Below are 23,969 nucleotides of genomic sequence, written 5' to 3' on the forward strand. Positions count from 1 at the left end.
ATGAATCCCACCTCTCCCGCCACCCAGGCCGAGATCGAAGCGCTGGCCGACGCCCTGTCCGCCAGCGCCAACGACATCCACGCGCGCCTGCTGCGCGCCATGCGCAAGCCGCACCCGGCCACGCCGGCAGACGCCCTGCCCGGCCTGACGGAACAGGCGGCGCGCTCACTGTTCGATGGCGAGGTGGCGCTGCGCCAGCAGGCCAACAGCCTGTACCTGCAAGCCGCTGTGCTGGCCGCCACCGGGCTGGACGGGGCACAGGATGCGCTGCTGCATCTGGCCGCACGCGCCCGGGAGCAAATCCGCCGCATCGACCGCGTCAAGGCCCTGGCCGATCTGGGCGGCGCCCTGCTGGCGGTGGGCGCCGCAGTCGCCACCGGCCAGCCTGAGCGGTTGCGGGTTCCACTGGAAACTCTCAAGCAGCAACTGGACGCCCTGCCGTCCGCCTGAACAAAACGCGGCGGCGCCGGTCCAACTCCGCAAGCACGGAGCGGACCATGAATGGATTAAGCACGCAACAAAGAGATGAACTGCAGGCAGCGCTGGAAGCGGCGCAAACGGCCCTGAGGCGCCAGCTGGCGCACGACCCGGGCCCAGGCGCCGGCCTGCCCGCCGATGTGCCGCGCGAACAGGAGGCCTCGCCGGCCGACCGCGCCAGCCAGCGCACCATGAACGCCCTGGCGCAGGAAGCCGCCGCCCACACGGCGCGCCAGCTGGCCCGGGTGCGCCTGGCGCTGGCCAAGTGTGGAGATGGCAGCTACGGGCTATGCGTACATTGCGGGGATGAGATCGGCTATTCGCGGCTGGCGGCGCGGCCCGAAGCGCATTTGTGCATTGCCTGCCAGACCAGGCAGGAACACGCCCAAGGGAGGTCGTTTCAACAAGAGTATCGCTAGGCCCGGGCGCCAAGCGGGGCAACAAGCGGGGCAAGCAAGGCGGCTCGCCGGTGCGTGGCAGCGGCAAGGTCGTATTGAGGCTAGTCTATCCAGGCCTGGTCGCGTATCTTGGCCACCTGCCGGTGCGCCAGCAGGCGCCACAGCTGCAGCGCCCGATCCTGGCCCTGGCGCTCCATCAGGCGCGGACTGGCCAGGGCGATCTCGCAGTCGCGGTCCGACCATTCGGCAAAGCGGATGTCGCCGCCGCTCGACACCTCCATTTCGTACATCAAGCCGTCGTCATAGCCGAAGCGCAGCACGGCGCTGCCGGGGCCGCCATCCGGGCTAAGCACCTTGCCGCTGTAGACCTCCGCCAGGGTGTCCGCCAGCTGGTCCTCGGACGGAGCCGTGACCTCGCGCCCGTCGGGACGGGTCAGGGTGAGCCATGCGTGCGTCATTGACGTATCCTCCCATCAATACTCGTTGATGCGATTTTTTATTGTAGCAACTAACTTTCGCGCGTGACGGCGCTGCAAGGGAAATTCAGCGCGGATGCAACAAGCTCATACGGAAGGCGGAGGCAGTCCCTCAGGCCGGGTGAGGCAGCGAATTGGGATTGAAATCGCGCCAGTCGCCGTTGCGGATCTCGCCCTGGGCGCGCTCGATGTCATAAGCGCCATGCCGTTCCAGCAAGCCCAGCACGCGCTCCTCCTCGGCCGCGTTCTCGACCGAGACTGCGATCATCATGCCGGCCTTGCGCGGACGCTGGCGGTTATGGCCGCCGTCCTCCGGCTCGCCAGCCTCCTTCAATTTGGAAAAGCTGAACAGCGAGCCTACGTGGGCGCCCACCAGCCCGCCCAGCACCGGTCCCAGCGGCCCCGTCACCGGCGTGGAGGCGGCCCCCACCACGGCGCCGACGGCGGCGCCGGTGCCCGCCCCCTGGGCCAGGCCCTCGCCACTTTCCTTGGCGCCGGGGGATTTGTCATGGTCGCCGCCCAGTTCGTACATATCGTGCTGACCAGGCGGATTGACATAAAAGCTGCTGATGCGGTCGGCCGGAAAGCCGGCCGCCAGCAGATCGCTGCGTACTTCCTCTATCTCATCCTGCAACTGCAGGTGGCCTGCGATGATTTGCGACATGATGGTCTCCTGGTGAGTGGACAGGAGACAGCTTGCGCCCGGCGCCGCCCCGGCTCCGTGCGCTGGCGCACGCTACCAGCCCACGTAGGCGTACGATGGCGGCGCCGGCGGCGTCTGGGGCGGTGGCGGCGGCGCATCCATCCACAGGCGCGGGTCGACCCGGTAATACTTGCTGAATTCCGCGAACAATTCAGGGTGGAATTGCGCCAGCTGATAGGGTTTCTCGAAGAAAGTCTCGGTGGCGACGGCAAAGAATTCGGCCGGATTGGTGGCGCCATAATGATCGAGCACGCTTTCCTGGCGGTACATGGCGCGCGCCCGCAGTTGCTGGTAGTCGCGCTCCAGCACCTCGGACCACTCGCGGTAGCTGGCCGGGCTGCCCAGGTAGGGCGCGCCGTTGGCGCGGCCCGATTCGCTATCGAGCTGGTGGGCAAATTCGTGCAGCACGACGTTCTGGCCGTCGCTCCAGTTGGCGGCGCCGCGCTGCACATCGTCCCAGGACAGCACCACGCGGCCATCGTCCCAGGATTCGCCCAGCATGGTGTGGCGGTACGGCGTCACCACGCCGCCCGGGCCCACGTCCTGGCGCTGGGCCACGAAGGCGCCCGGATACAGCAGGATGGTGTGCAGGGCCGGATACACCTTGCTGGGACGATTCAGCAGCAGCAAACAGGCCAGGCCGGCAATGGTGACGGCCATTTCATCGGTAACTTCCAGCCCGTCGCAGCCTATGAATTTTTTCTGCTGCAGGAATTGCACCACCATGCGCCGCAGCTGCTGCTGCAATTCGGGCGCCATGCGGCGGTAGACAGGAATATTACGTTCCAGTATGGCTTGCGCCTCGGGCGGCAGCGGCCGGCGCAGCGCCCACCACACCCGCCATCGCGGACTATACAGGGGCGCCAGGATGCCCAGCGCCGTCAAACCTATCCAAGCCAACACGTCCACCATGACCGCATCCTGAAGTTGAGTCTCTGTCAAGTGGGGCGGCCGGGCGGATTTTCAATGCCCAATGCAAACGGCCGGGACTGGCCCGGCCGCGCGCGTGTCCCTGTAGAGGAATTTATTCCTGTTTCTGCTGCGATGGGGCGGAGCCGAACAGGGCCGCCACCAGCGGATCACGGGTCACCGGGCCGCGGTTGACCCGGATGGCGTAATGGGTATCGTCGGCCAGGATGTGGAAATGGCGGCCGCTGCCGGCCATGGCTTGCTCGCGTGCGCCCGGGCGCTCCTTGCGCGGCGGCGCGCCTTCACGCTTGGGCTGCGATATGGCGGCCAGGAAGGCAGCCACGCGCTCGGGATCGGGGGTCAGCTGGTACACTGCCTTGCCCAGGTAGGTGGCCGTGCCTTCCACATAGCGGGCCAGCTCGATCACGCCGGCTTCGCGCAGGTCGCGGATGTATTTGCGGGCGCCGGACGGCGAAAACTTCAGGAACCAGGCGATTTCGTCGGCCAGCATCTCGTGCATGGACAGTTCGCCGATCAGCTTTTGCATGTTTTCGATGCGGCGCAGGGTTGCCGAGGTGGAACGCACCCGCTCGATCGGCGCCATCGACAGGGCCGGCTTGCGGTCCAGCGGCGCCGGGGTCGAACGCACCAGGCCAAGCTTGGCGGAGCTGTCCTGCATCTCGGTGCTGGCCTTCATTTCATTCTGTACGTGCAGCTGGGGTTGGCTGGTGGGGTGCATATCTAAACTCCTTTAACGGATGCGCGTGGATTGCCGCCAAGGATGCCGTGGCCCCGCCTTTGTAGTCTGTGCGGCAACGAACATAATCGCAGCCGATATGCATTTTCATTGCAGAACTTTTATTGTTGTATGATTGTTTCCGCGTGGCGAGGGGGCAACGGGTGGCAAGCGGCGTGTTGGTTACAGAGAATTGTGGAAAATTTGATACAGCCCAATCTTTTGTGCGCTAGCGCACCGACCCACGGCAACAAGTTGCCTAACCTTCAGTCCAACAGCAACGTTTACAACATTGCTGGCTACGTAATACTTACCAACAATCGGGAGTACACCTTGAACAAGACCAAGAAAATCGCTTTAGCCGCCGCCGCCCTGTGCGCGTCGTTCGGCGCGCACGCCCAGCAGGATCCGGTCATCAATCCTAACTGGTACATCCAACCCAGCGTCAACACCGTCAAGCCGGACGGCGACTTCGGCACCACCGACAAGCGCGGCTACGGCGCCGGCCTGAAATTCGGCAAGGCCGTGTCCCCGGACTGGGATATCCAGCTGGGTACCACCTATGCCCGCTCCAAGGATGGCCTGCGCCGCTACCAGCAGAACACCCTGGGCATCGACGCCCTGTACCTGTTCTCGCGCAAATCGTTCCGCCCCTTCATCCTGGTGGGCGTGGGCGCCGAGCGTGACAAGGCCAACCTGTTCAACAACATCGAACGCACCAAGACTTCGCCCTACCTGAGCGCCGGCCTCGGCTTCCAGGCCGACCTGAGCGAGCGCGTGGCCTTCCAGGCCGACATCCGCGACGTGCACGGCTTCCTGCGCGGCGACACCTTCCCCAGCTCCAAGAGCAACAACTACTACGCCACCGTCGGCCTGAACATCGCCCTGGGCGATGCACCGCGTCCGGCGCCGCCGCCACCGCCGCCAGCTCCTCCGGTTGCCGAACCGCCGCCGCCGCCGCCGGCTCCTCCGGCCCCGCCGCCACCGCCGCCGGCCCGCTTCGAGAAGATCAGCCTGTCGGCCACCGAACTGTTCGCGTTTGACAGCGCCAAGCTCAATCCCAACCAGCCCAAGCTGGATGAGATCGCCACCGTGCTGAACAACAACAGCAGCATCGACAACGTGACCATCACCGGCTACACCGACCGCATCGGCAGCGACAAGTACAACCAGGGCCTGTCCGAGAAACGCGCCAACTCGGTCAAGGAATACCTGGTCGCCAAGGGTGTGGCAGCCAGCCGCCTGAACGCCGTGGGCAAAGGCAAGGCCAATCCCGTGGTCACCTGCGACAACAAGAAACGCGCCGACCTGATCAAGTGCCTGGAGCCTAACCGTCGCGTCGAAGTGGAGCAGATCACCATCGAACGCCGCGTGCAATAAGCTTTACGCCATACTGGCAGAAAGGGGCGCAAGCCCCTTTTTTCATTTCAGAACAGGATAAGCGCCATGACCCGTATCCCCGCCGCCAGCATCCTCTCCATCCTCAAGTGCTCGGTCAGCGAATGGCTGGAACACCGCGCCGGCAGCATGGGCGCCGCGCTGGCCTTCTACACCCTGTTCTCGCTGGCGCCTATCCTGGTGCTGGTACTGGCCGTGGCCGGCTTCTTCTACGGCCAGCAGGCGGCCCAGGGCGAGCTGTTCTCCCAGCTGCACGGCCTGGTCGGGGCGCAGGGCGCGGAAGCCATCCAGCTGGTGCTGGCCGGCGCCCACAGCAAGGAACAGGGCAAGCTGGCCACCGTGGTGGCCGGGGTGTTGCTGCTGTTTGGCGCCACCACCGTGTTTTCCGAACTCAAGGCCAGCCTGGATGTGATCTGGCAAGTGCCGCCGCTGACCAGCGGCACCGTGTGGGACGTGGTGCGCACCCGGCTGCTGTCGTTCGGCATGGTGCTGGTGCTGGCGTTTCTGCTGATGGTGTCGCTGGTGGTCAGCGCCGCGCTGGCGCTGCTGGAACACTTCTGGGATGCGCGCTGGCGCGATGCGGGACTGGTCCTGGAAGTGCTGAACGCGGCTATCGGCTTCATTGTCATCGCCGGCCTGTTCGCGGTGATCTTCAAGATGCTGCCGCGGGTGCGCCTGGCGTGGCGCGACGTGGTAGTGGGAGCGCTGGGCACGGCGGCCCTGTTCACGGCCGGCAAATACGCGATTGGCGCCTATATCGGCAACAGCGGGGTGGCCAGCAGCTTCGGCGCGGCCGGCTCCATGATTGCCCTGCTGCTGTGGGTATATTACTCGGCGCAGATCTTTTTCTTCGGCGCCGAGTTCGCCCGCCAGTATGCGCTGCAGGCAGGGAGTCTGCGCCACCACCCGCGCCATGCGGATGGCAGCCTGAAAGTGTGACTACTCGCCGAGCAGCTCGGCCACCACTTCCATTCCTTCGACCCGTTCGGCCACCACCTTCAGGATCACGATCAGGGGCACCCCCAGCAGCAGGCCCCACACGCCCCACAGCCAGCCCCAGAACAGCAGGCTGACAAACACGGCGGTGGCGTTCATGCGCGCGAAGCGGCCCGTCATCCAGGTCGCCACCACGGTGCCGACCAGGGTGGCGATGGCCAGCGAGGCGCCCATCACGATCAGGCTCATTTGCAGCGATTCGAACTGCAGGAAGGCCACCAGGCCGGTGGCGATGGTGATCAGGAGCGGACCGAAATACGGCATGATGTGCAGCAGTCCGGCCACGATGGCCCAGGCGCCGGCATTTTCCAGGCCGATCACGCGGAAAGCGATCCACATCAGCAGGGCCAGCAGGAGGTTGGTGACCAGCAGCATCAGCATGTAGCGCTGTATCGAGGTGTTGATGTCGTCCAGGATGTGCACCGTGACTTTCTTGTTGCTCAACGAAGGCCCGGTCAGCTTGACCAGCTTGCGCTTGAAGGTATCGCCCGACAGCAGCAGGAAATACACGAGGAACAGCACCATCACGGCCTGGCTGATCATGCCGGCCACGCCCAGCGAGCCGGCCCAGATCCAGTCCATGATCTTGAAGCCGCCTTCGGGCGCGATGGCGGCGCGGCGCGCGGCGCGCCGTTCCTCGGCGCCGGCGGCCGCGTGCGACAGTTCAGCGGCGGCGGCCTGCAGCTGCTGCAAGGTGCTGGGCCCCTTGCCCAGGCTGTCGCTGACCAGGCGCGCCAGCTTGTGGCTGGCCGTCGGCAGTTCCTCGACGATGGACTGGAACTCGCCGTGCACGCGGTCGATCACGAAGGCCGATCCGGCCAGTATCGAGGCCGTGACCAGGGTGGCGCCCACCAGGCGCGGGATGCGCATGCGCTCCAGCCAGCACACCAGCGGACTCAGGGTATAGGAAATCAGGATGCCCAGCAGCAGCGGTACGAGGAAATTGCGCGACCACTGGATGGCGAACACGAAGGCCACCGTGGCCAGCACGCCCAGCGCCAGGCCGCGCGCGTTGACATGCAGGGGAAAACGGTGGGTGCTGCCAGGAGCGGGGTCCTCCGCGGCGGCCTGCGCGCCGGCGGCATCGGTCAGGGGTTCGGCAGGCTTGTTCATGGACGGCTCGCAAACAGAAAAAGCCGGCGCGGCCTGCCCCGGTCAGGAGCACGCGGCGCCGGCCGTCAGCATGGGCATTACTTCACGTGCAGGTCATTCTTCACGGCGGTCACGCCTTTCACGCCGCGCGCCACCTGGCCGGCCTTGGCGATGTCCTCAGGCTGTGCCACGAAACCGCTCAGTTGCACCGTGCCCTTGAAGGTCTCGACGTTGATCTCGGTCGATTTCAGGCTGGGCTCATTGAAGATGCTGGCTTTCACCTTGGTGGTGATGACGGAATCGTCCACGTATTCGCCGGTGCCTTCCTTGGTGGCGGTCGATGCGCAGCCGGCGGTGGCCAGCAGGGAAACGGTGAACAGGGCGGTAGCGATTTTCTGGATGGCTTTCATTTTCTTCTCCTTGGGGGTGACTGGAATAAAGGGTCAGCATGCGCTGCGCCTCTGGATGACGTTTTACGCCCCCCTGCACGGACCATCTGTTCGGCATCGAACACAACGCGCCAAAACGTGAAGCGCGGCAACAGGGTGCGGCACCGCACAGACCGGCCCAGGCGCGCTGCTTAATCTGTGCTCACACTCATAAGGAGGACACCATGAAACCAGTTAGCACCCTTGCCGCAATGATGATCGCCGGCACGGCCGTCCTGAGCGGCTGCGCCAGCAACCCCGCTCCCGAGCGCGTGACCTACGCCCAGCAGCCGGAAGCGGCCACCTACGGCACCATCGAATCCATCCAGGTCGTACAGGGCAAAGCCAGCAGCGGCGTCGGCGCCGTGACCGGCGGCCTGGTCGGCGCCCTGCTGGGTAACCAGGTCGGTTCCGGCAGCGGTCGCACGGCCGCCACCGTGGCCGGCGCGGTGGGCGGCGCCGTGGTCGGCAACAATGTCGAGAACAACCGCAACCAGGCGGTGCAGAACTACCAGATCAGCGTCCGCATGGACAACGGCGACTACCGCATCGTGACCCAGGACAGCGCCTATGACCTGCGCGTGGGCAACCGCGTGCGCCTGGTGGACGGCCGCCTGTACCGTTATTAATTTTCCCATCAGATTTGGACACTACGATAAGGAGAACGACATGGGTACCATCATCTTGATTATTCTGGTGCTGGCCTTGATCGGCGCGCTGCCGACCTGGCCCCACAGCCGCAACTGGGGCTACGCGCCCAGCGGCATCACCGGCCTGATCGTAGTGATCCTGCTCATCATGCTGCTCACCGGCAGACTGTGACCAACGGGCGCCAGCGGCGCCCTTTTCTTTTTGGAGGCTTACCATGAACAAGTTATCCGCACTCGCGGGCGGCCTGATGATGGCCGCCGCACTGGGCAGCGCCTGCGCCCAGACCACGCCGCCGGCCAATGCCGCGCTGCAGAAACAGGAAATCGCCAAGGGCGACCCGGCCCGCTGGTACAAGGAGGACAAGACCACGGACGCCAGGCTGCAAACCCTGCGCAAGGAAATCGCGGCCGCCTTCCAGGAAGCCAGCATCGCCTGCAAGCAGGGGCCGTCGGAAGAGCGCGCCAGCTGCCTGAAGGACGCGCGCGGCACCTACCAGCAGGACATGGCAAACGCCAAGCAAATCGTCAAGGAAAACAACGTGCAATAAATCCGATGTTCACTGGCCGCGCACCTGGAAACGGGTTTCGGCCAGCACCTTGCCGTCGGCGTCCACCAGCGCCAGCTGGTGCGGGCCGGCGGCGGGCTTCCATCCATACTCCCGCTCCGCCCCGCCCAGCACGCCGCCATCGAGCTGCCAGCGCAAGCCCTGGCCGGCCTGGGCCACGAAGAACACGCGCTGGCTGGCCGGCGGGATGTCCGGATCGATGGCAATGATGGTGGCAGGCGCCGGATACAGGATGCGCGCCACGCGCTGGCCGTCATGCACCAGCGCCACCAGCGGGGTCTCAGTCCCGGCCAGGAACCACTCGGCGCGCGCCGGTTCCAGGGCCGGCTGGTAAGCCACCTGCATCCGCTTGACGCCGGCTGGAGGCGCAGGCGCCCGGCTGGTCCGGTCCCGGTGCAGGTAATCGACCACATCGCGCCACACGGGCGCGGCGCCGCTCACGCCCGACACGTCCCACATCGCCTCGCCATTGAAATTGCCGACCCAGACGCCCACCGTGTAGCGGTCCGTATAGCCCAGGCACCAGTTGTCGCGCATGTCCTTGCTGGTGCCGGTCTTGACCGCGCTCCAGAAGGTGGTGGCCAGCTCGTTCTTCAGCCCGAAAGTGGTGCTGCGGGCGGCGCGGTCGGCCAGCATGTCGCCCACGATGAAGGCGGCGCCGGCCTCCAGCACACGCCGGCGCGGCTCGGGCGCGGCGCGCGGCAGCAGCGACGGCGTGCCCTGCATGCCGCCATTGGCCAGGGTGCGGTAGGCATTGGCGAGGTCCAGCAGCGTGACCTCGGCCGAACCCAGGGCCAGCGAATAGCCGTAGTAGTCGGCCGCTTCCGTCAGCGTGTCCAGTCCCACGGCGCGCAAGCGCTCATGGAAGCGTTCCAGCCCGGTCAGCATCAGGGTACGCACGGCCGGCACGTTGAGCGAACTGGCCAGGCTGTTGCGGGCGCTGACATAACCCTTGAATTCCTTGTCGTAGTTCTGCGGAATGTACAGGCCGGACGGCGTGGCGATATCGATCGCGCTATCGTCCAGCAGCGAAGCGGCCGTCAGCAGGCGGCGCTCGATCGCCAGTTCGTACAAAAAGGGCTTGAGGGTGGAGCCGGCCTGGCGCGGCGCCGTGACGCCATCGATCTCGCTGCCGCCGGCATTGCCGACATAGGCCAGGATGTCGCCGCTGGCGTTGTCCAGCACCAGCACCGCGCCATCATGGACGTTGCGCTCGCGCAGGGCCAGCAGCTGCTGGCGCAGCACGGCCTGCACCCGGCGCTGCAGGTCGCCATCCAGGCTGCTGCGCACGCCCTGCCCCGCCGCGCGCAGCAGCTGGCGCGCCACCTGGGGCGCCGGGGCCAGTGCACCGCCCTGCAGCGGCCGCGCCAGCGCCACCGCTGCGGCCTGCGTGATGGCCGCACAGCCGGCCTGGGCCCGCACCTCGCGCGCCAGCGCGCAGGCGCGCTGCGCCACCACCGCCGGCGCCGCCGAGGGGCCGCGCAGCAGGCTGGCCAGGATCACGGCCTCGCTCACGTTCAAACCGGAAGGCGCCTTGCCAAACAGGCCCTGGGCGGCCGCGCCCACGCCCTGCAGTTCGCCACGGAAGGAGGCCAGGTTGAGGTAGGCCTCCAGCACCTGCCGCTTGGACCAGCCGCGCTCCAGCTGGCGCGCGGCCTGCACCTGGTCCCATTTCTGGCGCCAGCTGCGGCCCGCCGCGCCGCCCTGCAGGGCCGGGTCGAGCAGGCCCGCCAGCTGCATGGTGATGGTTGAAGCGCCGCGCGCGCGGCTGCGGAACAGGTTGTCCCAGGCGGCCTGGCCGATGGCTTTCAGGTCGACCCCATCGTGCTGGTAGAAGCGCTGGTCCTCGGCCTGCAGCACGGCGGCCGGCAAAGCCGGCGACATCTCTTCGAGCGGGGTCCAGGCGCCGCGCCTGGCCTGCAGGTCGAGCCGCAGCGACTGCACCGGGCGGCCGTCGCGGTCCAGCAGCTGCGCTTCCGACGGACGGTAGGCCGCGCGCACCTGCTGCGGTGTGGGCAGGGTCCCGATGGCGGCGCCGGCGCCTTGCTGGGCGCTGCCTTGCGCGGAGGCCGCACATAGCCAGGTCCCGGCCAGCAGCAGCGCTGCGGCCAGGCGCCTGACCGGCGGCCGGTAGCGCCGCATCAGCGCACTCCCAGCACCGGATTGGGCCGCAAGCCGAACATCTCCGGGCTGTACATGGCTTCCACCCGGGTGGGCGGCAGGTTGAACTGGCCGGCGTTATTCAGCCGCACCGTGTACTCCACGCTCCATTTGCCCTTGGGGACGAACTGGAAATAGGCGCGGTAGCCCTCGAAGCCGCGCTCCTCGTAGGCCGGCCAGACCCAGCCGGTGCTGCTTTTCTCGTCCTTGACCAGCAACTGCGAATCGCGCCCCAGGCCGCTGCCCAGCACCGTGGCGCTGGCCGGCACCGGATCGTCCACCACCACCCAGCTCATGTCGGACTGCGCCTCCAGGTCCAGGTGCACGCGATAGACATCGCCGCGCGTCCACACGCCCGGCGTCTGCTGCGATACGGGCGTGATGCGCTTGGCGATGGTGTAGCCGCTGCCCAGCGGCGCCTTGAGCGGGATCGCGGCCTGGCTCTGCACCACCACCCACGGCTTGCCGCTGCCCAGGTGCTCCAGCTGCAGCTCGCCCGCGCCGCGCGGCCAGGGCAGCGTGGCGCTGCCATGGTCGACCTTGGCGTCCAGCGCGATGCCCTTGCTGTAGTTGCCCAGCGTGGCGCTGCTGGTGCCGCTCACCGCATCCTTCTCGAACCGCTCGGAGAATTTGTCCAGCGCCAGCACGCCCCAGGCATTGGCCACCGTGGTATCCCAGTGCCCCTTCTTTTGCCGTCCCAGCGCGCCGCGCGCCAGCCGCCCGAGGTCGGCGCGCCAGGCCGGGTTGTCCAGCATGGCCAGCAGCAGGCGGTTGGCGTTGGCGTCGGCGGACGACATCAGCCACCACCAGTTGTCCTTGCGCTCGGTGGAAAAGGTCATGGTCGTGCCCTGCAGGTTCAGGCGCGCGCGCAGGATCTGCTCCGCTTCCGCCAGGCGCGCCTCGCGCTGCGGCAGCTTGGGCGAGCGCTGCAGCACCAGGTACCAGTCGATCACGGCCGACGTCGGCCACAGATTGGGCTCCACGCTGAACGACTCCAGCTCGTCGGCGCGCGCCAGGCCGGAGCGCGACAACGCCTCCAGCGCGGCCAGCTTGCGCACCGCCAGGTCAGCCGTGCGCAGCGCCGAGTGGCGCGTGATCCTGCCCTGCACGAAATCGAGCAAGCCTTTTTCCATACGGCCCTTGAGCTCCGGCGGGATCTCGAGACCGGCTTCGCCAACGGCGGACAGCACATAGGCCGTCAGCACTTCGCTGCCTTCGTCCATGGTGGGGAAATACTTGAGCAGGCCGTCGGCGTCCAGGTGCGCGGGCAGCCTGGCTGCCTGCGACTTCCACAGCGCCGGGCTGCGCAGGGCAATCGCGCGCGAAGTCTCCTGCTCGAAGCAATGCCAGGGATAGTCCGCCATGTACTCGCGCACCCCGGGCAGGCCGCCGCCCAGGCGCGCGCTGAACAGGGCCTGGATGCCGCCCCGGCCCGGCAGCGCATCGGCCGGCGCCGCCACCTTGATGTCCTGGCGCTTGTCCAGCTGCAGCAAGGTGGCCTGCACGGTGCGCACCGGCACGGCAGGCACCACCTTTTGCTTGACGCGCAAGCGGTCGGCGGCCGCGCCGTCGCCGCCGCTGATGGCGGCCTTCACATCCCACTGCAGCTCTTCCACGCCAACCGGGACCTGCACGTCCCAGCCAATCTCGCGCGCCTGGCCGGCCGCCAGCGCCAGCTGCTGCGGCGCCAGCGCCTTGCCGCCCATGCTGGCGCCCAGCGCCACGTTCACATCGGCTGCGCTGGTATTACGCAGCGTGAAGCCGGCGCGCAGGCGGTCTCCCTCGCGCACCAGCGCCGGCAACCCCGACAGCAGCATCAGGTCCTGCGCGCTGCGCACCTCGGTGCGGCCGGTGCCGAACAAATCGGCGTCCGCGCTGGCGATGGCGACGATGCGGAACGCCGTCAGCGAGTCGTTGATGGGCACCTGCACGCTGGCCTCGCCGTTGGCGTCCAGCTGCACGTCGGCCTTCCAGAACAGCAGGGTGTCGAACAGCTCGCGCCCGCCGCTCTTGCCGCCGCCGCCCCCATGCGGCACCGCCTTGCGGCCGTAGTGGCGCTTGCCCACCACCTGCATCTGCGCGGTGGCGGTCTGCACCTGCAGGCTGCGCTGGCGCATCATGGCTTCCAGCAGCTCCCAGCTGGCGTTGGGCATCAGCTCCAGCAGCCCGACATCGACCGCCGCCAGCGCCACTTCGGCGCCGGCGGGCGGGGCCGAGCCGTCCGGACGGGTGACCTTGACCTTGACGGCGGCCTGCTCGCGCACCCGGTAGACGGCCTTGTCGGCCTGCACCTGCACCTTCAATTCGTAGTCCGACCAGCCCACCCGCAGCGGCGCGATGCCCAGCTTGTAGGCCGGTTTGCCCAGGTCGACCAGCGCGGTCGGCTGCACACCGCCCACCCGGCCGCGCACCACCAGGGCCGACACGAACACATTGGGCGCATACGCCTTCTTGACCGGAATGCTGAACACCGGCGCGCTGCCGGACAGCTGGCGCACATAGGTATCGATGATGCCCTCGCGCTCCACGGTCACCAGCGCGGTCGCCTCGCGGAACGGCATGCGCACCTGGAAGCTGGCATCCTCGCCCGGCTGGTAGCGCTTCTTCTCCGGCAGCAGGTCAATGCGGTCGTTGTCGGTGGCCTGGAACCACCAGTCGGCGCCGTCCGCCACCCAGGTCTCGCGGTGGGTCACGGCCATCCGGCCGTCGGCATCCTGGGTTTTCGCACGCAGGATCAGGTTGCCGGACGCGGGCGCCTTGACTTCGCACACCAGCAGGCCGCGCGCATCGGTGGCGCCCTGGCAGGCGCCGCCCAGCGCCTTGATCTCGCTGCTGTTCTCATAAGCGTAGAAGCCGCCGACCAGGCGCCGCCGGTGCGAATAGCTGATGCGCTGCAGGAAGTCCACCGCCACCGGGGCGCTGGCCACCGGCTTGCCGGCCGTGTCCAGCACGGCGACCGTGAATTTCAGCTTGTCCTTGCTCATCACCCAGCCGTCCGGCTGTATGCCGATCACATGGGCCGAGGGCCACAGCGGCACGCGCGCCGAGGAGGTCAGGGTTTCACCGTTGGCATCCTGCCAGGACAGTTCGGCCACCAGCTCGCGCGGCACGGACAGCGCCGGCAGCTGGTCCACCGTCACCCGCAGGCCGCCGGCCCGGTCCAGCACCAGGTCGCGGGTGCGCACCGCACCCTGTGGTCCTTGCTGCCCTGGGGCCTCCTCGAATTCGCCCTCGTCCTCGTCGAACACGGGGCTGTCCTTGACCACGCCCTCTTTCACGTCGCCGGCGCTGAAGCTGTAGTCGGCATAATCCTCGAAGGCGATGTGCTTGTCCTCGACCAGGGTGCGCAGCTTGACCTGGGCCTGGCCCGCGCCGCCGCCGGACAGGTAGCTGAGCTGCACGTCCAGGTCCACGCTGGCGGGCTGGATGGCCGGCGTCTTCGGCCCCTGCAGCAGCGCCTTCATGGTCGGCACGCGGAATTGTTCGACGCGGAAGCGGCCGGCCTCGCGGCCATCCAGCATCACCGCATACCATCCCTGCCGGGCGTCGGCCGGGATGGTCCATTCGTTGGCCGCGCTGCCGTTGGCGCGCCAGGCCAGCGGCAGCTCGTATTTCTGATCGCTGCCCTCGTGCAGCAGGATTACCCTGGAGGGATAGGCGCGGCCGCCGGCCTTGAGGATGCCGGCCACGCCGTGGCGGCGCAGGAAATGCTTCATGTGGACGGTCTCGCCGGCGCGCAGCAGGGTGCGGTCGAACACCGTGCTGGCGATGACGTTGCCGGGCGTGTCCACGCCGTAGGGCAGGTTGAAGCGCCAGTCCTCGATGCCGCGGTCCCAGCCCGACAAGGTAAAGGTGAGGTCGTCGCCGCTGCGGGCGCTGATGAAATAGCCGTCGCCGCCGCGGCAGCGCGACTCGGGCAATTCCTGCGCGATGGCGGCCACGCCCTGCTCGTTGGCCGCGCCCTGCCACAGCAGCTTGCCGTCGCAGTCGCGCACCGCCACCAGGGCCCGGGGCACCGGCTTGCCCTTGTCCAGCGAGGTCACCCACACCAGCGAGGACTCGGCCCCATGCTTGAAGTGGGCCACCATGTTGGTGACCAGCGCGCCGGCGCTCACATAGGCCGTCCTGCGCCGGTCGGACAGGGCCGCGCCGAGTATCGGACTGGCCAGCTCCACCACGTAGAAGCCGGGCTTGCGCAGCGGGACGCCGATCACTTCCATGGCCTGCCTGCCGCCCGGCTTGGGCATGCTGAAGGCCTGCGCCTTGCTGTCCTTGAGCAGCGGCTGGTACAGCGCATCGCCCCACAGCTCGTTGGGTTCCCAGCCGCCGCCACCGGACAGGCGCTTCATCCAGGCGATGATCTGGCCATCCTGCCCGCTGCCCCGCTCGCCGCCCTCCACGCGCAGCATCTGGCCCTGCACCGCATCGGCCCTGGCGATGCGGGTGGCGATCGCCGCCTCCACGTTGCGCACCGTGACCGGCAGCAGGCGGTCGCCGCGCGCCTCGATGATGCCGAAACGGGCCGGGAACTTGACCAGCGGCGGCTGGGCGCCGGTCTGCACCGCCAGCGGGAAGCGGGCCGCGTTCAGCAGGGTGCGTCCGGCGTCATCCTTGAGGCCCGGCGGCAGCGACAGCTTGAGCGCGGCCTGCGGCGGGAAGGGACCGGGTATGGCGATCCAGTTGACGTAGTCGGCCTTGGCCTCATTCTTGTCCAGTTGCGCCTTGAATACGGTGCCGTTGGACGCGGTCAGCCTGGCCTGCAGCGCATCGGCCACCCGCACCGGGGCCGAGAACTCCACCCGGGCCGGCAGGAAGGGGATGCAGCCGCCCTTGGCCGACAGCTTGTCGCAGCTGAAGCGGGCGGTGAAATCGGGACGGGTGTGGAAGGCCAGTTTCTGGTCCTGCGCCGTGGCCAGGCCGCTGGGCGCGGTGATGCCGGCGCCCCACACCAGGGTGACGTCGGCGTTGGCCGGCAGGCGGCGCTGGCACTGCAGCAGCACCAGCGGCAGCTGCTCCAGTCGCTGGTCGCGCACGCCGGCGGTGGCGCGCCACACCACGCCGCGCGCCTTGAAGTAGACCGACAAATGGCGATTAATGAAATTCTGGCGCTGCGCCAGTATCTGTTCGCGCTCGGCGCCGCGCAGGATGCGCACGCCGATTTTCTCATTGACGCCGTCGGCCCGGCACCAGGCGTTGGTGGCAACGCTGGCTTCGTCGGCCACGGCGTCCAGGCCCAGGAGGAAGACTTGCTGCTCGTCGATGTAGGAGGCGCCCTCGCGCGGCTCGATCTGCTGCACCGAGGGCCCGCCGGTATCGAAGCGGAATTCGCGCTGGCCCGCCAGCGCATTGCCGGCCAGGTCCTTCCAGTCCGGCTTGAGGGTGAAGCGGCAGGCCACGCCGGCCGGCAAATCGCGCACGAAGTCGTAGGCCCAGTTGGCGCCATCAACCCAGCGGCCCTTGCCCTCCTCGGGACAATCGACGCTGAACGGGTCTTCCAGCCGCAATTCGCCGAACGGCACCATCTGCGCGCTGAAGCGGGCCTGGACCTGGCGCACGCCCTTCACGCTGCCGGTGGGACTGAACGAGGTGATGGCGGTCTGCGCCAGGGCGCCCGCACAGGCCGCGCACAAGGCCAGCAACAGCACAGCGCGGCCCCAGGCGCCGAACGGGGACGGGACGCGGAACACGACGGGGAACAGGACAGCCATTGCCAACTCCAAGCTTTGCAACAAACGAGCCAGTGTTGCAAATACGGCATTGGCTGTCAATCAATTCAGCCGCCCTGCCCCGCGGCTGTGTGCTGTCGGGTCACACCAGGTCGAACACCGCCATCGATTCCACGTGCGAGGTGTGCGGGAACATGTTGACCACGCCGGCCTGGCTCAGCTTGTAGCCGGCCCGGTAGGTCAGCACGCCGGCGTCGCGCGCCAGGGTGGACGGGCTGCACGACACATACACGATGCGCTTGGGCAGCAGCTCGGGATGCGACTCGCGCAGCTCGGCCAGGGCCAGGCTCAGGGCCATGGCGCCGTCGCGCGGCGGGTCGATCAGCATGCGGTCGAATTTGCCCAGGGCGATCAGGTCGTCCTTGGTGACTTCGAACAGGTTGCGGGTCGAGAACGAGGTTTTTTCCGACAGGCCGTTGGCGCGCGCATTGTCCAGCGCGCGCTCGGTCAGCGCGGTGCTGCCTTCGATGCCCACCACTTCGCGCGCCTGGGTGGCCAGCGGCAGGGTGAAGTTGCCCAGGCCGCAGAACAGGTCGGCCACGCGGTCGGTCGGCTGCACCTCCAGCAGGCGCAGGGCCTTGTGCACCAGCACCCGGTTGATGTGGTGGTTGACCTGGGTGAAGTCGACCGGCTTGAAGGGCATGGTGATGCCGAATTCCGGCAGGCGGTAGTGCAGCTGTACGTCCAGCGGATAGTAGGGCGCGGCCGTGTCCGGGCCCTTGGTCTGCAGCCACCATTGGATGCGGTACTGGTCGGCGAAGGCTTTCAGCTTGGCCTCGTCGTCCGGGGTCAGGGCGTCCATGATGCGCAGCACCAGGGCGGTGACGCCCTCGCCTATGGCCACTTCCACCTGCGGGATCTGGTTGTACAGGCTGAGCGAGCGGATCAGGGCACGCAGCGGCAGCATCATGTCCGACACATGCTTGGGCAAGATCTGGCAGCTGTCGATGTCGGCCACGTAGGACGATTTTTTCTCGTGGAAGCCGACCAGCACCGTGTTCTTTTTCTCCACCCAGCGCGAGGACAGGCGCGCGCGGTAGCGGTAGCCCCAGGTCGGGCCGTAAGTCGGGCGCATGATGGTCTCGGCCTTGACCTTGGACAGGTGCCACAGGTTGTCTTCCAGGGTGCGCTGCTTGATCGCCACCTGGGCCGACGGCTCCAGGTGCTGCATGGAGCAGCCGCCGCAATAGTTGAAGTGCTTGCACTTGGGCGTGACGCGCATGGACGATTCGCGGTGCAGCGCCGTCATCTGGGCCGCTTCCCAATTCTTTTTCTTCTTGAAGGTGCTGTAGCTGACCGTCTCGCCCGGCAGCGCGCCTTCGACAAAGATCACCTTGCCCTGGCTGCCGTCCTCATTTTCGGTGTGGCCCACGCCACGGGCGTCGGTGTCGAGCGACTTGATGTCGATGGTGTTATCTTGCATGGCTATCTATGTGTTGGGTGCGTGGCCCGGTGCGGGCGCAGGGAAGCCCGCTATGATAGCAGATTGCGTACAGCGCTTATAGCAGGGAGTCCCGCACCACGCCGCGCGCCGCCATGGCGCGCTTGAGCTTGACCAGGGCCTCCTGCTGGATCTGGCGCACCCGTTCGCGCGTGACGCCCATTTCCTCGGCCAGGGTTTCCAGGGTGGCGGGATCGTCGTTGTCCAGGCCGAAGCGGCGCATGATGACGATGCGCTGCTTGTCCGGCAGCTTGGTCAGCCAGTCGCGCACCAGCAGCGTCATTTCGTGGTGCTCGGCGCGGGCGTCGGGACTGTCCTCGGCGTCGCCGGGCAGCATGTCCATCAGCGACGATTGCGGATCGTTGTCCAGCGGCGCATCGAGCGAGGTGGCGTGCTCGGACAGCGCCAGGATGTCCTGCACCTCCTCCACCGGCCGGCCGACCAGCTCGGCGATGTCCTCGGCGGTGGCGTCCTTGCCGTTGTGGTGCTGGGCTTCCAGGTGGTATTTGCCGCGCAGGATCTGGTTCAGCTCGCGCACCATGTGCACCGGCAGGCGCACCGTGCGGGCCTGGTTCATGATGGCGCGCTCTATGCTTTGGCGTATCCACCAGGTGGCGTAGGTGGAGAAGCGGAAGCCGCGCTCCGGCTCGAACTTGTCGATGGCGCGCATCAGGCCGATGTTGCCCTCCTCTATCATGTCGAGCAGGACCACGCCGCGGTTGATGTAGTGCTTGGCGATTGACACCACCAGCCGCAGGTTGTGCTCTATCATGGTCTGGCGGGCGCTGAAGTCGCCGGCCTTGGCCAGGGTGGCGTAATGGACTTCCTGCTGTGCCGTCAGCAGCGGACGGGTGCCGATCTGGTTCAGGTAGTGCTGGGTGGTGTCGGTGGACAGCTCGGCGGCCAGCACTTTCTTCAGCTCGTCCACGCTTTCCAGCACGCTGCCGGAGTCGGCCAGGGCCGCGCCGTCCGGTCCGGCTTCCTCGGCGCCGTCGTCCGGCGCCTCGTCCTGGAAATCGTCCGGCGGGGTCTCGTCGTCCATCGTATCGTGCGGCATGGCTGTCCCGGGTAGTCGCTAACGGTTAGGCAGGAATCTGGACGGATCCACCGGCTTGCCCTGCTGCCTGATCTCGAAGTGCAGCTTGACGGAATCGGTGTCGGAATCGCCCATCTCCGCGATGGTTTGCCCCTTGCGCACCTCGGCGCCTTCCTTGACCAGGATGGTGCGGTTGTGCGCGTAGGCCGACAACAAGGTATTACTGTGCTTCACAATGACGAGATTACCATATCCGCGGATGCCGCTGCCGGCGTACATGACTTTTCCGGCCCCGGCCGCCAGCACCGGCTGCCCGGCCTTGCCGGCGATATCCACGCCCTTGTTTTTACCCTCGTCGAAGGTGGCCACCACTTTGCCCTCGGCCGGCCACATCCAGCTGACCTTCTCGTCATCGGGCTGCAGCGGCGCCGGGGCCGGGGTTGGGGCGGGAGCGGGAGCGGGCTTGGCCGGCTCGGCGCGGCTGGCGCCGGCCGTGGCCTCGTCCGGCCGCTGCAGCTCGGCCAGCGCGGCTTCGCTGTAGGGGCGCTTCTCGCCCTTGGGCCCGGCCTTCTTCACCACCGGGGCGGCAGGTGGCGGCGCCACCGGCTTGCTCTCCAGGGTGGGCATGGTGACGACGCCCACCTGCACCCCGCTGGCGGCGGCGCCGGCGTCCGGCGGCAGTACCCGCAGCACCTGGTCGACCTTGATGTCGTTGGGGTTGGCCAGGTTGTTCCAGGCCACCAGGTCACGGTAGTTCTGGCCGTGTTCCAGCGCGATGCGGATCAGGGTATCGCCCTTCTTGACGGTGTACAGGCCGCGTTCGTCGCGCGCGACCTGGGCCGTCTCGGACGGCGTGGCGGGTTTGACGGGAACCGGATTGCGGTCCACGACGGGCGCCTGGTTGGGAGTGGTGGTGCAGGCGCTCAACAAAGCGAGCGTAAGGCTCAGTGCGAGCAAAGAACTTTTATTCGTCATACTCTTCGGTGGTTAATAGTCGCGCAGGCTTGGAGGACATTTCAAAAAGACCGTGGCGTCGTTGCGGCTCCTCGTCGTGCAGCTGCACTGTCTTCGTCGCCGCGCCTCGCCCCGCTCATTTTGAAATGCCCTCTTATACCGTGCCCGGCCGCAGCGGCACGAAATGGCAATCCTCCAGGGTCTGGCGGGTCCATTCCTGCTTGCCGCTGCGCGTAATCATTTCCAGGTGCTGGGTGCGGCCGCCCACCGGGGCCACCAGCCGGCCGCCCACGGCCAGCTGTTCCAGCAGGGCCTGCGGCACTTCCAGCCCAGCCGCCGCCAGGATGATGCCGTCGAACGGCGCCGCCTGCGGCAGGCCTAGCATACCATCTCCGTAATGCAGGCGCAGGTTCGGCACGCGCAGCGGCCTCAGGTTGGCCTTGGCCAGCTCGTGCAGGGGCTTGATGCGCTCCACCGAATACACTTCCTGCGCCACGCAGGACAGCACGGCCGCCTGGTAGCCGCAGCCGGTGCCGATCTCCAGCACGCGCCGCAGTTCGCCGCCGTTGCGGAGCAGCTCTATCATGCGGGCCACGATGTAGGGCTGGGAAATGGTCTGGTGATGGCCGATCGGCAGCGAGGCGTCGATATAGGCCTGGGCCACCAGGCCCTCGTCCATGAACAGGTGGCGCGGCACCGCCTCCAGCGCGGCCAGCACCACGCCGTCGCGCACGCCCTGTTTGGCCACCCGCTGCACCATGGCGCGACGCACCGCGTCCGACACCAGCGGCGCCTGGCGCGGCGCGGCCGGCGCCGGATGGGGCACGGCGGCCTCCCCGGGGCGGGCGCCATAGTGCGGCGGCACGGCGCGCGCCGGATATTGGGCCGGATACTGCGCCGCATGCTGGGCCGCGTTCTGGGTGGCGGTCTGCGGGGTCGCCACCGGAGCGTAGCCGGCCTTCTTCTGGGCCTTGCCGGCCAGGGACGACAAGGGCAGCGGGAAGGAGCGCGGCTTGTCGCTCATGCCAGGACCTGGGCCAGCCGGTCCAGCTGGGCCGTGTGGGTGAGGTCGACCTGCAGCGGCGTGACCGAGGTCCAGCCCTGGGCGCAGGCGTAAAAGTCGGTGCCTGCGCCGGCATCCTTGGTGGCGCCGGGCGGGCCTATCCAGAAGATTTCACGGCCGCGCGGGTCTTGCGCGCGTATCACCGGCTCGGAATGGTGGCGCCGTCCGAGCCGGGTGGCCTGGATGGTGGTGAGCTCCACGTAGGGCCGGTTCGGAATATTTACATTCAGCAAATAAGGTCCCGGTAGCGCATGGGCGTAGCGCTGCACGATGTCGCGCGCGTGGCGGGCCGCGTCGTCGATGTGCTCCCAGCCATAGGCGCCCTGGGAAAAGGCAATGGCCGGGATGCCGAACAAATAGGCCTCGGTGGCAGCCGCCACAGTGCCGGAATACAGGGTGTCGTCGCCCATGTTGGGGCCGTTGTTGATGCCGGACACCACCAGGTCGGGGCGGTAATCCAGCATGCCGGTCAGGGCGATGTGCACGCAGTCCGATGGGGTTCCGTTGACAAAATAGAAACCATTGGCGGCGCGCTGTACCGACAGCGGCCGGTCCAGCGACAAGGAATTGGAGGCGCCGGAACGGTTGCTGTCCGGCGCCACCACCACGATCTCGGCCAGGGGTGCAAGCGCCTCGGCCAGCGCGTTGATGCCGGGTGCCAAATAGCCGTCGTCATTGCTGATCAGGATTTTCATGCCGCCGATTTTACCTGAAGCAATGACGCGCAGATCGTCGCGCGGCGCCGAAAGGCGGATTAATTTGCTAATCGCCCAGTTCGCCAGGGGCCGCCCCCGCCCGCCGCCGGGGTGCGCTGCCGGGATGCGGCGCCGGCTCCTCGCCCGGCAGGCCGTCATCCAGCAGGAACAGGTCGTCGTCAGGCGCATCGGACAGCAGCTGCAGCCCGGCGCCGCCACGCAAGTAGTCGTCCATGGCGCCGTCCTGGCGCACTTCCTGCACGGCGGCCGCCTCGCCCAGTTGCAGGCGCAGCTCGGCCAGGCGCTCACGCACCGGGCCCAGGTCCGGATGGTCGCGGCCCAGGCGCCGGCACTGGGCTTGCAGCACCGTGTCGTACAGGGTGCGCGCGCCCTCCAGCTCGGCCTGCTGTGCCAGGGTGCGCGCCAGCAAGGCCTTGGCCCGGAGGGTGTCGGCATGTTCGGCGCCCAGCAGGCGCTCGCGCGCGGCCGCCAGCGCCGCCTGCAGCGCGCGCGCCTGCCCATGGCCGCCCTGCAGGAACAGCAGCTCGGCCAGGGTTTCCATGGCTGCCAGGGTCTGCGGGTGGTCCGGCCCCAGCAGGCGGCGGCAGGCTTGCAGCACGCCATCCTGCAGCGCCAGGCCCTGCTCGCACTGGCCGCGCTGGCCCAGGGTGGCGGCCAGGCTGGCCGTGGCCGCCAGGGTGTCCGGATGCTCGCCGCCCAGGGTGCGGCGGCGCACGTCCAGCACGGCTTCCTGCTGCAGCTGGGCCTGCTCCACCTGGCCCAGCCGGGCCAGCACCAAGGCCAGCATGGCTTTGCCGGACAAGGTGTCGGCATGCTCCTCGCCCAGCACCCGGCGGCGCAGCGCCACGCTTTCCTCCAGGCATTGCAGCGAGGGCAGCAGGCGGTCCTCGCCGCTGTACAGTTCCCCCAGCGCGGCCAGGTCGCGCGCCAGCGCCAGGGCCAGTGCGCCATCCTGCGGCAGGAGCGTGGCGCCGCCTGCCTGCACGGCGGGGACGAGGAATGGGGCCGCAGCGCGGCGCGCCTCGGCCATGGCGGCCAGCAGGCGGATTTCCCGCTGCGACTGCCAGGGAAAGTAGCCGCCGGCCAGCCAGTCCAGCAGCGCCTGGTAGCTGCGGGACAGGGAAAAGCGGTCGCCGCCCCGCTCCAGGCGCAGCGCCGGTTCGCCGCCGGCCGGGATGCGCGCCAGCTGCAGTTGCACCTCGTCGAAGTAGCTTTCCAGCGATATGCGGTCCAGCCCATAACAGTCGCCCAGCAGGCGCTCGAAGGCTGGCTGGTAGCCTTCGATGCCGAGCCGGCTGTCGCCGCGCCGCCACCGCGCGCGCCGCTCGCCGTCATCCATCTCGACGTGCGAGGGCAAGGGATAGACGAGCAGGGGGCGCTGCTCGTCCTCGTGGCTGGCGCGGTAGGCGGTGGCGCGCCTGACCAGCTGCTCGGCGCCCTCCAGGCCGTGGCGGCCGGGAGCGAACACCAGCACCAGCTTGCCCGGCAGCAGCGTGGTGCAGATGCCGGCGCTGTCGCCGCGGCCGCTGCGCGCATCCACCAGCACGTAGCGGAAGCGGCGCGCCAGGCGCTCGGCCAGGCAGCGGAACAGGGCCGGACACTGGTTGAACAGCTGGTCCCAGCGCAGCTGCGCCAGCCGCTCGCCATAGCCATGGTCCAGGCGGCCGGCCCGCATCAGGTACACCGGGCTGGCCAGGTCGGCCCGGCACACGTACTGCTCCCATCCCACCGCGTCCAGCACGGCCTCGGCCAGCGCCGTGCCGTCCATGCCGGCGCCGCGCTGCAGCGCGAGCTGCTCGCTGCATGCGTGGAACAGCTCCAGCACCCCGGGGCCATCCGGCTGGCCGGCATGGTGGTGCAAGCCAGGCGCTTCCAGGTCCCAGTCCACCATCAGCACCGGCGTGCTGGCATTGCACTGCCGCGCCAGCAGCACGGCGATGTCGGACAGGGCCGTGCTGCGTCCGGCGCCCCCCTGGTAGGAATAGAAAGTGACGACTTCGCCGTGCGCGGTCAACGGCGGCAGGGACAGTGCGATAGGTTCCAT

The 23,969-nt window shown here is 68.0% G+C and carries 21 protein-coding genes; 7 read left to right on the top strand and 14 right to left on the bottom strand.

The genetic code is table 11. From position 1 onward, the window contains the following. Positions 1-450, top strand: a complete 450-nt coding sequence (locus ACLB1G_RS19225; RefSeq protein WP_491628844.1) for a hypothetical protein — start codon at positions 1-3, stop codon at positions 448-450. 47 nt (positions 451-497) lie between these two features. Continuing rightward, on the top strand, positions 498-896 hold the full coding sequence (locus tag ACLB1G_RS19230) for a TraR/DksA family transcriptional regulator (RefSeq protein WP_491628845.1): 399 nt from the start codon (positions 498-500) through the stop codon (positions 894-896). Between the two features lie 80 nt (positions 897-976). Here ACLB1G_RS19230 and ACLB1G_RS19235 read toward each other — a convergent pair whose 3' ends face one another. The 4 genes from ACLB1G_RS19235 to ACLB1G_RS19250 form a co-directional block, all read right to left on the bottom strand. Next, the gene (locus ACLB1G_RS19235; RefSeq protein ID WP_491628846.1) at positions 977-1,333 is read right to left on the bottom strand and encodes a hypothetical protein; all 357 of its coding nucleotides are present in this window, start codon (positions 1,331-1,333) and stop codon (positions 977-979) included. Between the two features lie 130 nt (positions 1,334-1,463). Further along, complete coding sequence (locus ACLB1G_RS19240; RefSeq protein ID WP_491628847.1) at positions 1,464-2,015, bottom strand: hypothetical protein; 552 nt, start codon at positions 2,013-2,015, stop codon at positions 1,464-1,466. A gap of 72 nt (positions 2,016-2,087) precedes the next feature. Then, complete coding sequence (locus tag ACLB1G_RS19245) at positions 2,088-2,963, bottom strand: M90 family metallopeptidase (protein ID WP_491628923.1); 876 nt, start codon at positions 2,961-2,963, stop codon at positions 2,088-2,090. 115 nt (positions 2,964-3,078) lie between these two features. After that, positions 3,079-3,702: a winged helix-turn-helix domain-containing protein gene (locus tag ACLB1G_RS19250; protein ID WP_491628848.1), complete on the bottom strand. Its 624-nt coding sequence runs from the start codon at positions 3,700-3,702 to the stop codon at positions 3,079-3,081. Between the two features lie 330 nt (positions 3,703-4,032). On the opposite strand from ACLB1G_RS19250, the gene ACLB1G_RS19255 reads away from it, so the two are divergent. Next, a complete protein-coding gene (locus ACLB1G_RS19255; protein WP_491628849.1) occupies positions 4,033-5,079 on the top strand; it encodes an OmpA family protein in 1,047 nt (348 codons plus the stop codon). Between the two features lie 66 nt (positions 5,080-5,145). Continuing rightward, on the top strand, positions 5,146-6,036 hold the full coding sequence (locus ACLB1G_RS19260; protein WP_491628850.1) for a YihY/virulence factor BrkB family protein: 891 nt from the start codon (positions 5,146-5,148) through the stop codon (positions 6,034-6,036). Here ACLB1G_RS19260 and ACLB1G_RS19265 read toward each other — a convergent pair whose 3' ends face one another. Beyond that, positions 6,037-7,206, bottom strand: coding sequence for an AI-2E family transporter (locus tag ACLB1G_RS19265; protein WP_491628851.1), 1,170 nt, complete (start codon positions 7,204-7,206; stop codon positions 6,037-6,039). It abuts the gene before it with no gap. Positions 7,207-7,283: 77 nt separating this feature from the next. Continuing rightward, positions 7,284-7,595 (bottom strand): BON domain-containing protein, encoded by a 312-nt coding sequence (locus ACLB1G_RS19270; protein WP_491628852.1) that lies wholly within the window; start codon positions 7,593-7,595, stop codon positions 7,284-7,286. Positions 7,596-7,798: 203 nt separating this feature from the next. Between ACLB1G_RS19270 and ACLB1G_RS19275 the strand changes: the two genes are divergently transcribed. Genes ACLB1G_RS19275 through ACLB1G_RS19285 form a run of 3 tightly spaced genes read left to right on the top strand, consistent with a single transcriptional unit; the run spans position 7,799 to position 8,811 of the window. Next, the gene (locus ACLB1G_RS19275; RefSeq protein WP_491628853.1) at positions 7,799-8,242 is read left to right on the top strand and encodes an outer membrane lipoprotein; all 444 of its coding nucleotides are present in this window, start codon (positions 7,799-7,801) and stop codon (positions 8,240-8,242) included. Positions 8,243-8,282: 40 nt separating this feature from the next. Next, on the top strand, positions 8,283-8,435 hold the full coding sequence (locus tag ACLB1G_RS19280; protein WP_090192273.1) for a DUF3309 domain-containing protein: 153 nt from the start codon (positions 8,283-8,285) through the stop codon (positions 8,433-8,435). A 43-nt stretch (positions 8,436-8,478) separates the two neighbouring features. After that, the gene (locus tag ACLB1G_RS19285; RefSeq protein ID WP_491628854.1) at positions 8,479-8,811 is read left to right on the top strand and encodes a hypothetical protein; all 333 of its coding nucleotides are present in this window, start codon (positions 8,479-8,481) and stop codon (positions 8,809-8,811) included. A gap of 9 nt (positions 8,812-8,820) precedes the next feature. On the opposite strand, the gene pbpC is transcribed toward ACLB1G_RS19285, so the two are convergent. The 8 genes from pbpC to ACLB1G_RS19325 all read right to left on the bottom strand — a co-directional run bounded on the left by pbpC (position 8,821) and on the right by ACLB1G_RS19325 (position 23,969). After that, positions 8,821-10,971: a penicillin-binding protein 1C gene (gene pbpC / locus ACLB1G_RS19290; protein WP_491628855.1), complete on the bottom strand. Its 2,151-nt coding sequence runs from the start codon at positions 10,969-10,971 to the stop codon at positions 8,821-8,823. Next, complete coding sequence (locus tag ACLB1G_RS19295; RefSeq protein WP_491628856.1) at positions 10,971-16,697, bottom strand: alpha-2-macroglobulin family protein; 5,727 nt, start codon at positions 16,695-16,697, stop codon at positions 10,971-10,973. Before ACLB1G_RS19295 ends, pbpC begins: the two co-directional genes overlap by 1 nt. A gap of 100 nt (positions 16,698-16,797) precedes the next feature. After that, positions 16,798-18,138, bottom strand: a complete 1,341-nt coding sequence (gene rlmD / locus ACLB1G_RS19300) for a 23S rRNA (uracil(1939)-C(5))-methyltransferase RlmD (RefSeq protein WP_491628857.1) — start codon at positions 18,136-18,138, stop codon at positions 16,798-16,800. Between the two features lie 76 nt (positions 18,139-18,214). After that, entirely contained in the window at positions 18,215-19,213 is a 999-nt protein-coding gene (gene rpoS / locus ACLB1G_RS19305; protein ID WP_491628858.1) for an RNA polymerase sigma factor RpoS, read from the bottom strand. Between the two features lie 18 nt (positions 19,214-19,231). Next, positions 19,232-20,167, bottom strand: a complete 936-nt coding sequence (locus ACLB1G_RS19310) for a peptidoglycan DD-metalloendopeptidase family protein (protein WP_491628859.1) — start codon at positions 20,165-20,167, stop codon at positions 19,232-19,234. 133 nt (positions 20,168-20,300) lie between these two features. Further along, on the bottom strand, positions 20,301-21,170 hold the full coding sequence (locus ACLB1G_RS19315; protein WP_491628860.1) for a protein-L-isoaspartate(D-aspartate) O-methyltransferase: 870 nt from the start codon (positions 21,168-21,170) through the stop codon (positions 20,301-20,303). After that, positions 21,167-21,904 carry a 5'/3'-nucleotidase SurE gene (surE, locus tag ACLB1G_RS19320; protein ID WP_491628861.1) on the bottom strand — a complete coding sequence of 246 codons (738 nt, stop codon included), beginning with the start codon at positions 21,902-21,904 and terminating at the stop codon, positions 21,167-21,169. The genes ACLB1G_RS19315 and surE overlap by 4 nt, the downstream gene beginning before the upstream one ends. Positions 21,905-21,971: 67 nt before the next feature. Continuing rightward, positions 21,972-23,969, bottom strand: a complete 1,998-nt coding sequence (locus ACLB1G_RS19325; RefSeq protein WP_491628862.1) for a tetratricopeptide repeat protein — start codon at positions 23,967-23,969, stop codon at positions 21,972-21,974.

It is taken from the genome of Duganella kummerowiae (assembly GCF_053572355.1).

Coding starts and splice junctions, on each gene's coding strand:
- ACLB1G_RS19225 (WP_491628844.1), top strand. CDS start 1: ATGAATCCCACCTCTCCCGCCACCCAGGCCGAGATCGAAGCGCTGGCC.
- ACLB1G_RS19230 (WP_491628845.1), top strand. CDS start 498: ATGAATGGATTAAGCACGCAACAAAGAGATGAACTGCAGGCAGCGCTG.
- ACLB1G_RS19235 (WP_491628846.1), bottom strand. CDS start 1,333: ATGACGCACGCATGGCTCACCCTGACCCGTCCCGACGGGCGCGAGGTC.
- ACLB1G_RS19240 (WP_491628847.1), bottom strand. CDS start 2,015: ATGTCGCAAATCATCGCAGGCCACCTGCAGTTGCAGGATGAGATAGAG.
- ACLB1G_RS19250 (WP_491628848.1), bottom strand. CDS start 3,702: ATGCACCCCACCAGCCAACCCCAGCTGCACGTACAGAATGAAATGAAG.
- ACLB1G_RS19260 (WP_491628850.1), top strand. CDS start 5,146: ATGACCCGTATCCCCGCCGCCAGCATCCTCTCCATCCTCAAGTGCTCG.
- ACLB1G_RS19265 (WP_491628851.1), bottom strand. CDS start 7,206: ATGAACAAGCCTGCCGAACCCCTGACCGATGCCGCCGGCGCGCAGGCC.
- ACLB1G_RS19270 (WP_491628852.1), bottom strand. CDS start 7,595: ATGAAAGCCATCCAGAAAATCGCTACCGCCCTGTTCACCGTTTCCCTG.
- ACLB1G_RS19275 (WP_491628853.1), top strand. CDS start 7,799: ATGAAACCAGTTAGCACCCTTGCCGCAATGATGATCGCCGGCACGGCC.
- ACLB1G_RS19280 (WP_090192273.1), top strand. CDS start 8,283: ATGGGTACCATCATCTTGATTATTCTGGTGCTGGCCTTGATCGGCGCG.
- ACLB1G_RS19285 (WP_491628854.1), top strand. CDS start 8,479: ATGAACAAGTTATCCGCACTCGCGGGCGGCCTGATGATGGCCGCCGCA.
- pbpC (WP_491628855.1), bottom strand. CDS start 10,971: ATGCGGCGCTACCGGCCGCCGGTCAGGCGCCTGGCCGCAGCGCTGCTG.
- ACLB1G_RS19295 (WP_491628856.1), bottom strand. CDS start 16,697: ATGGCTGTCCTGTTCCCCGTCGTGTTCCGCGTCCCGTCCCCGTTCGGC.
- rlmD (WP_491628857.1), bottom strand. CDS start 18,138: ATGCAAGATAACACCATCGACATCAAGTCGCTCGACACCGACGCCCGT.
- rpoS (WP_491628858.1), bottom strand. CDS start 19,213: ATGCCGCACGATACGATGGACGACGAGACCCCGCCGGACGATTTCCAG.
- ACLB1G_RS19310 (WP_491628859.1), bottom strand. CDS start 20,167: ATGACGAATAAAAGTTCTTTGCTCGCACTGAGCCTTACGCTCGCTTTG.
- ACLB1G_RS19315 (WP_491628860.1), bottom strand. CDS start 21,170: ATGAGCGACAAGCCGCGCTCCTTCCCGCTGCCCTTGTCGTCCCTGGCC.
- surE (WP_491628861.1), bottom strand. CDS start 21,904: ATGAAAATCCTGATCAGCAATGACGACGGCTATTTGGCACCCGGCATC.
- ACLB1G_RS19325 (WP_491628862.1), bottom strand. CDS start 23,969: ATGGAACCTATCGCACTGTCCCTGCCGCCGTTGACCGCGCACGGCGAA.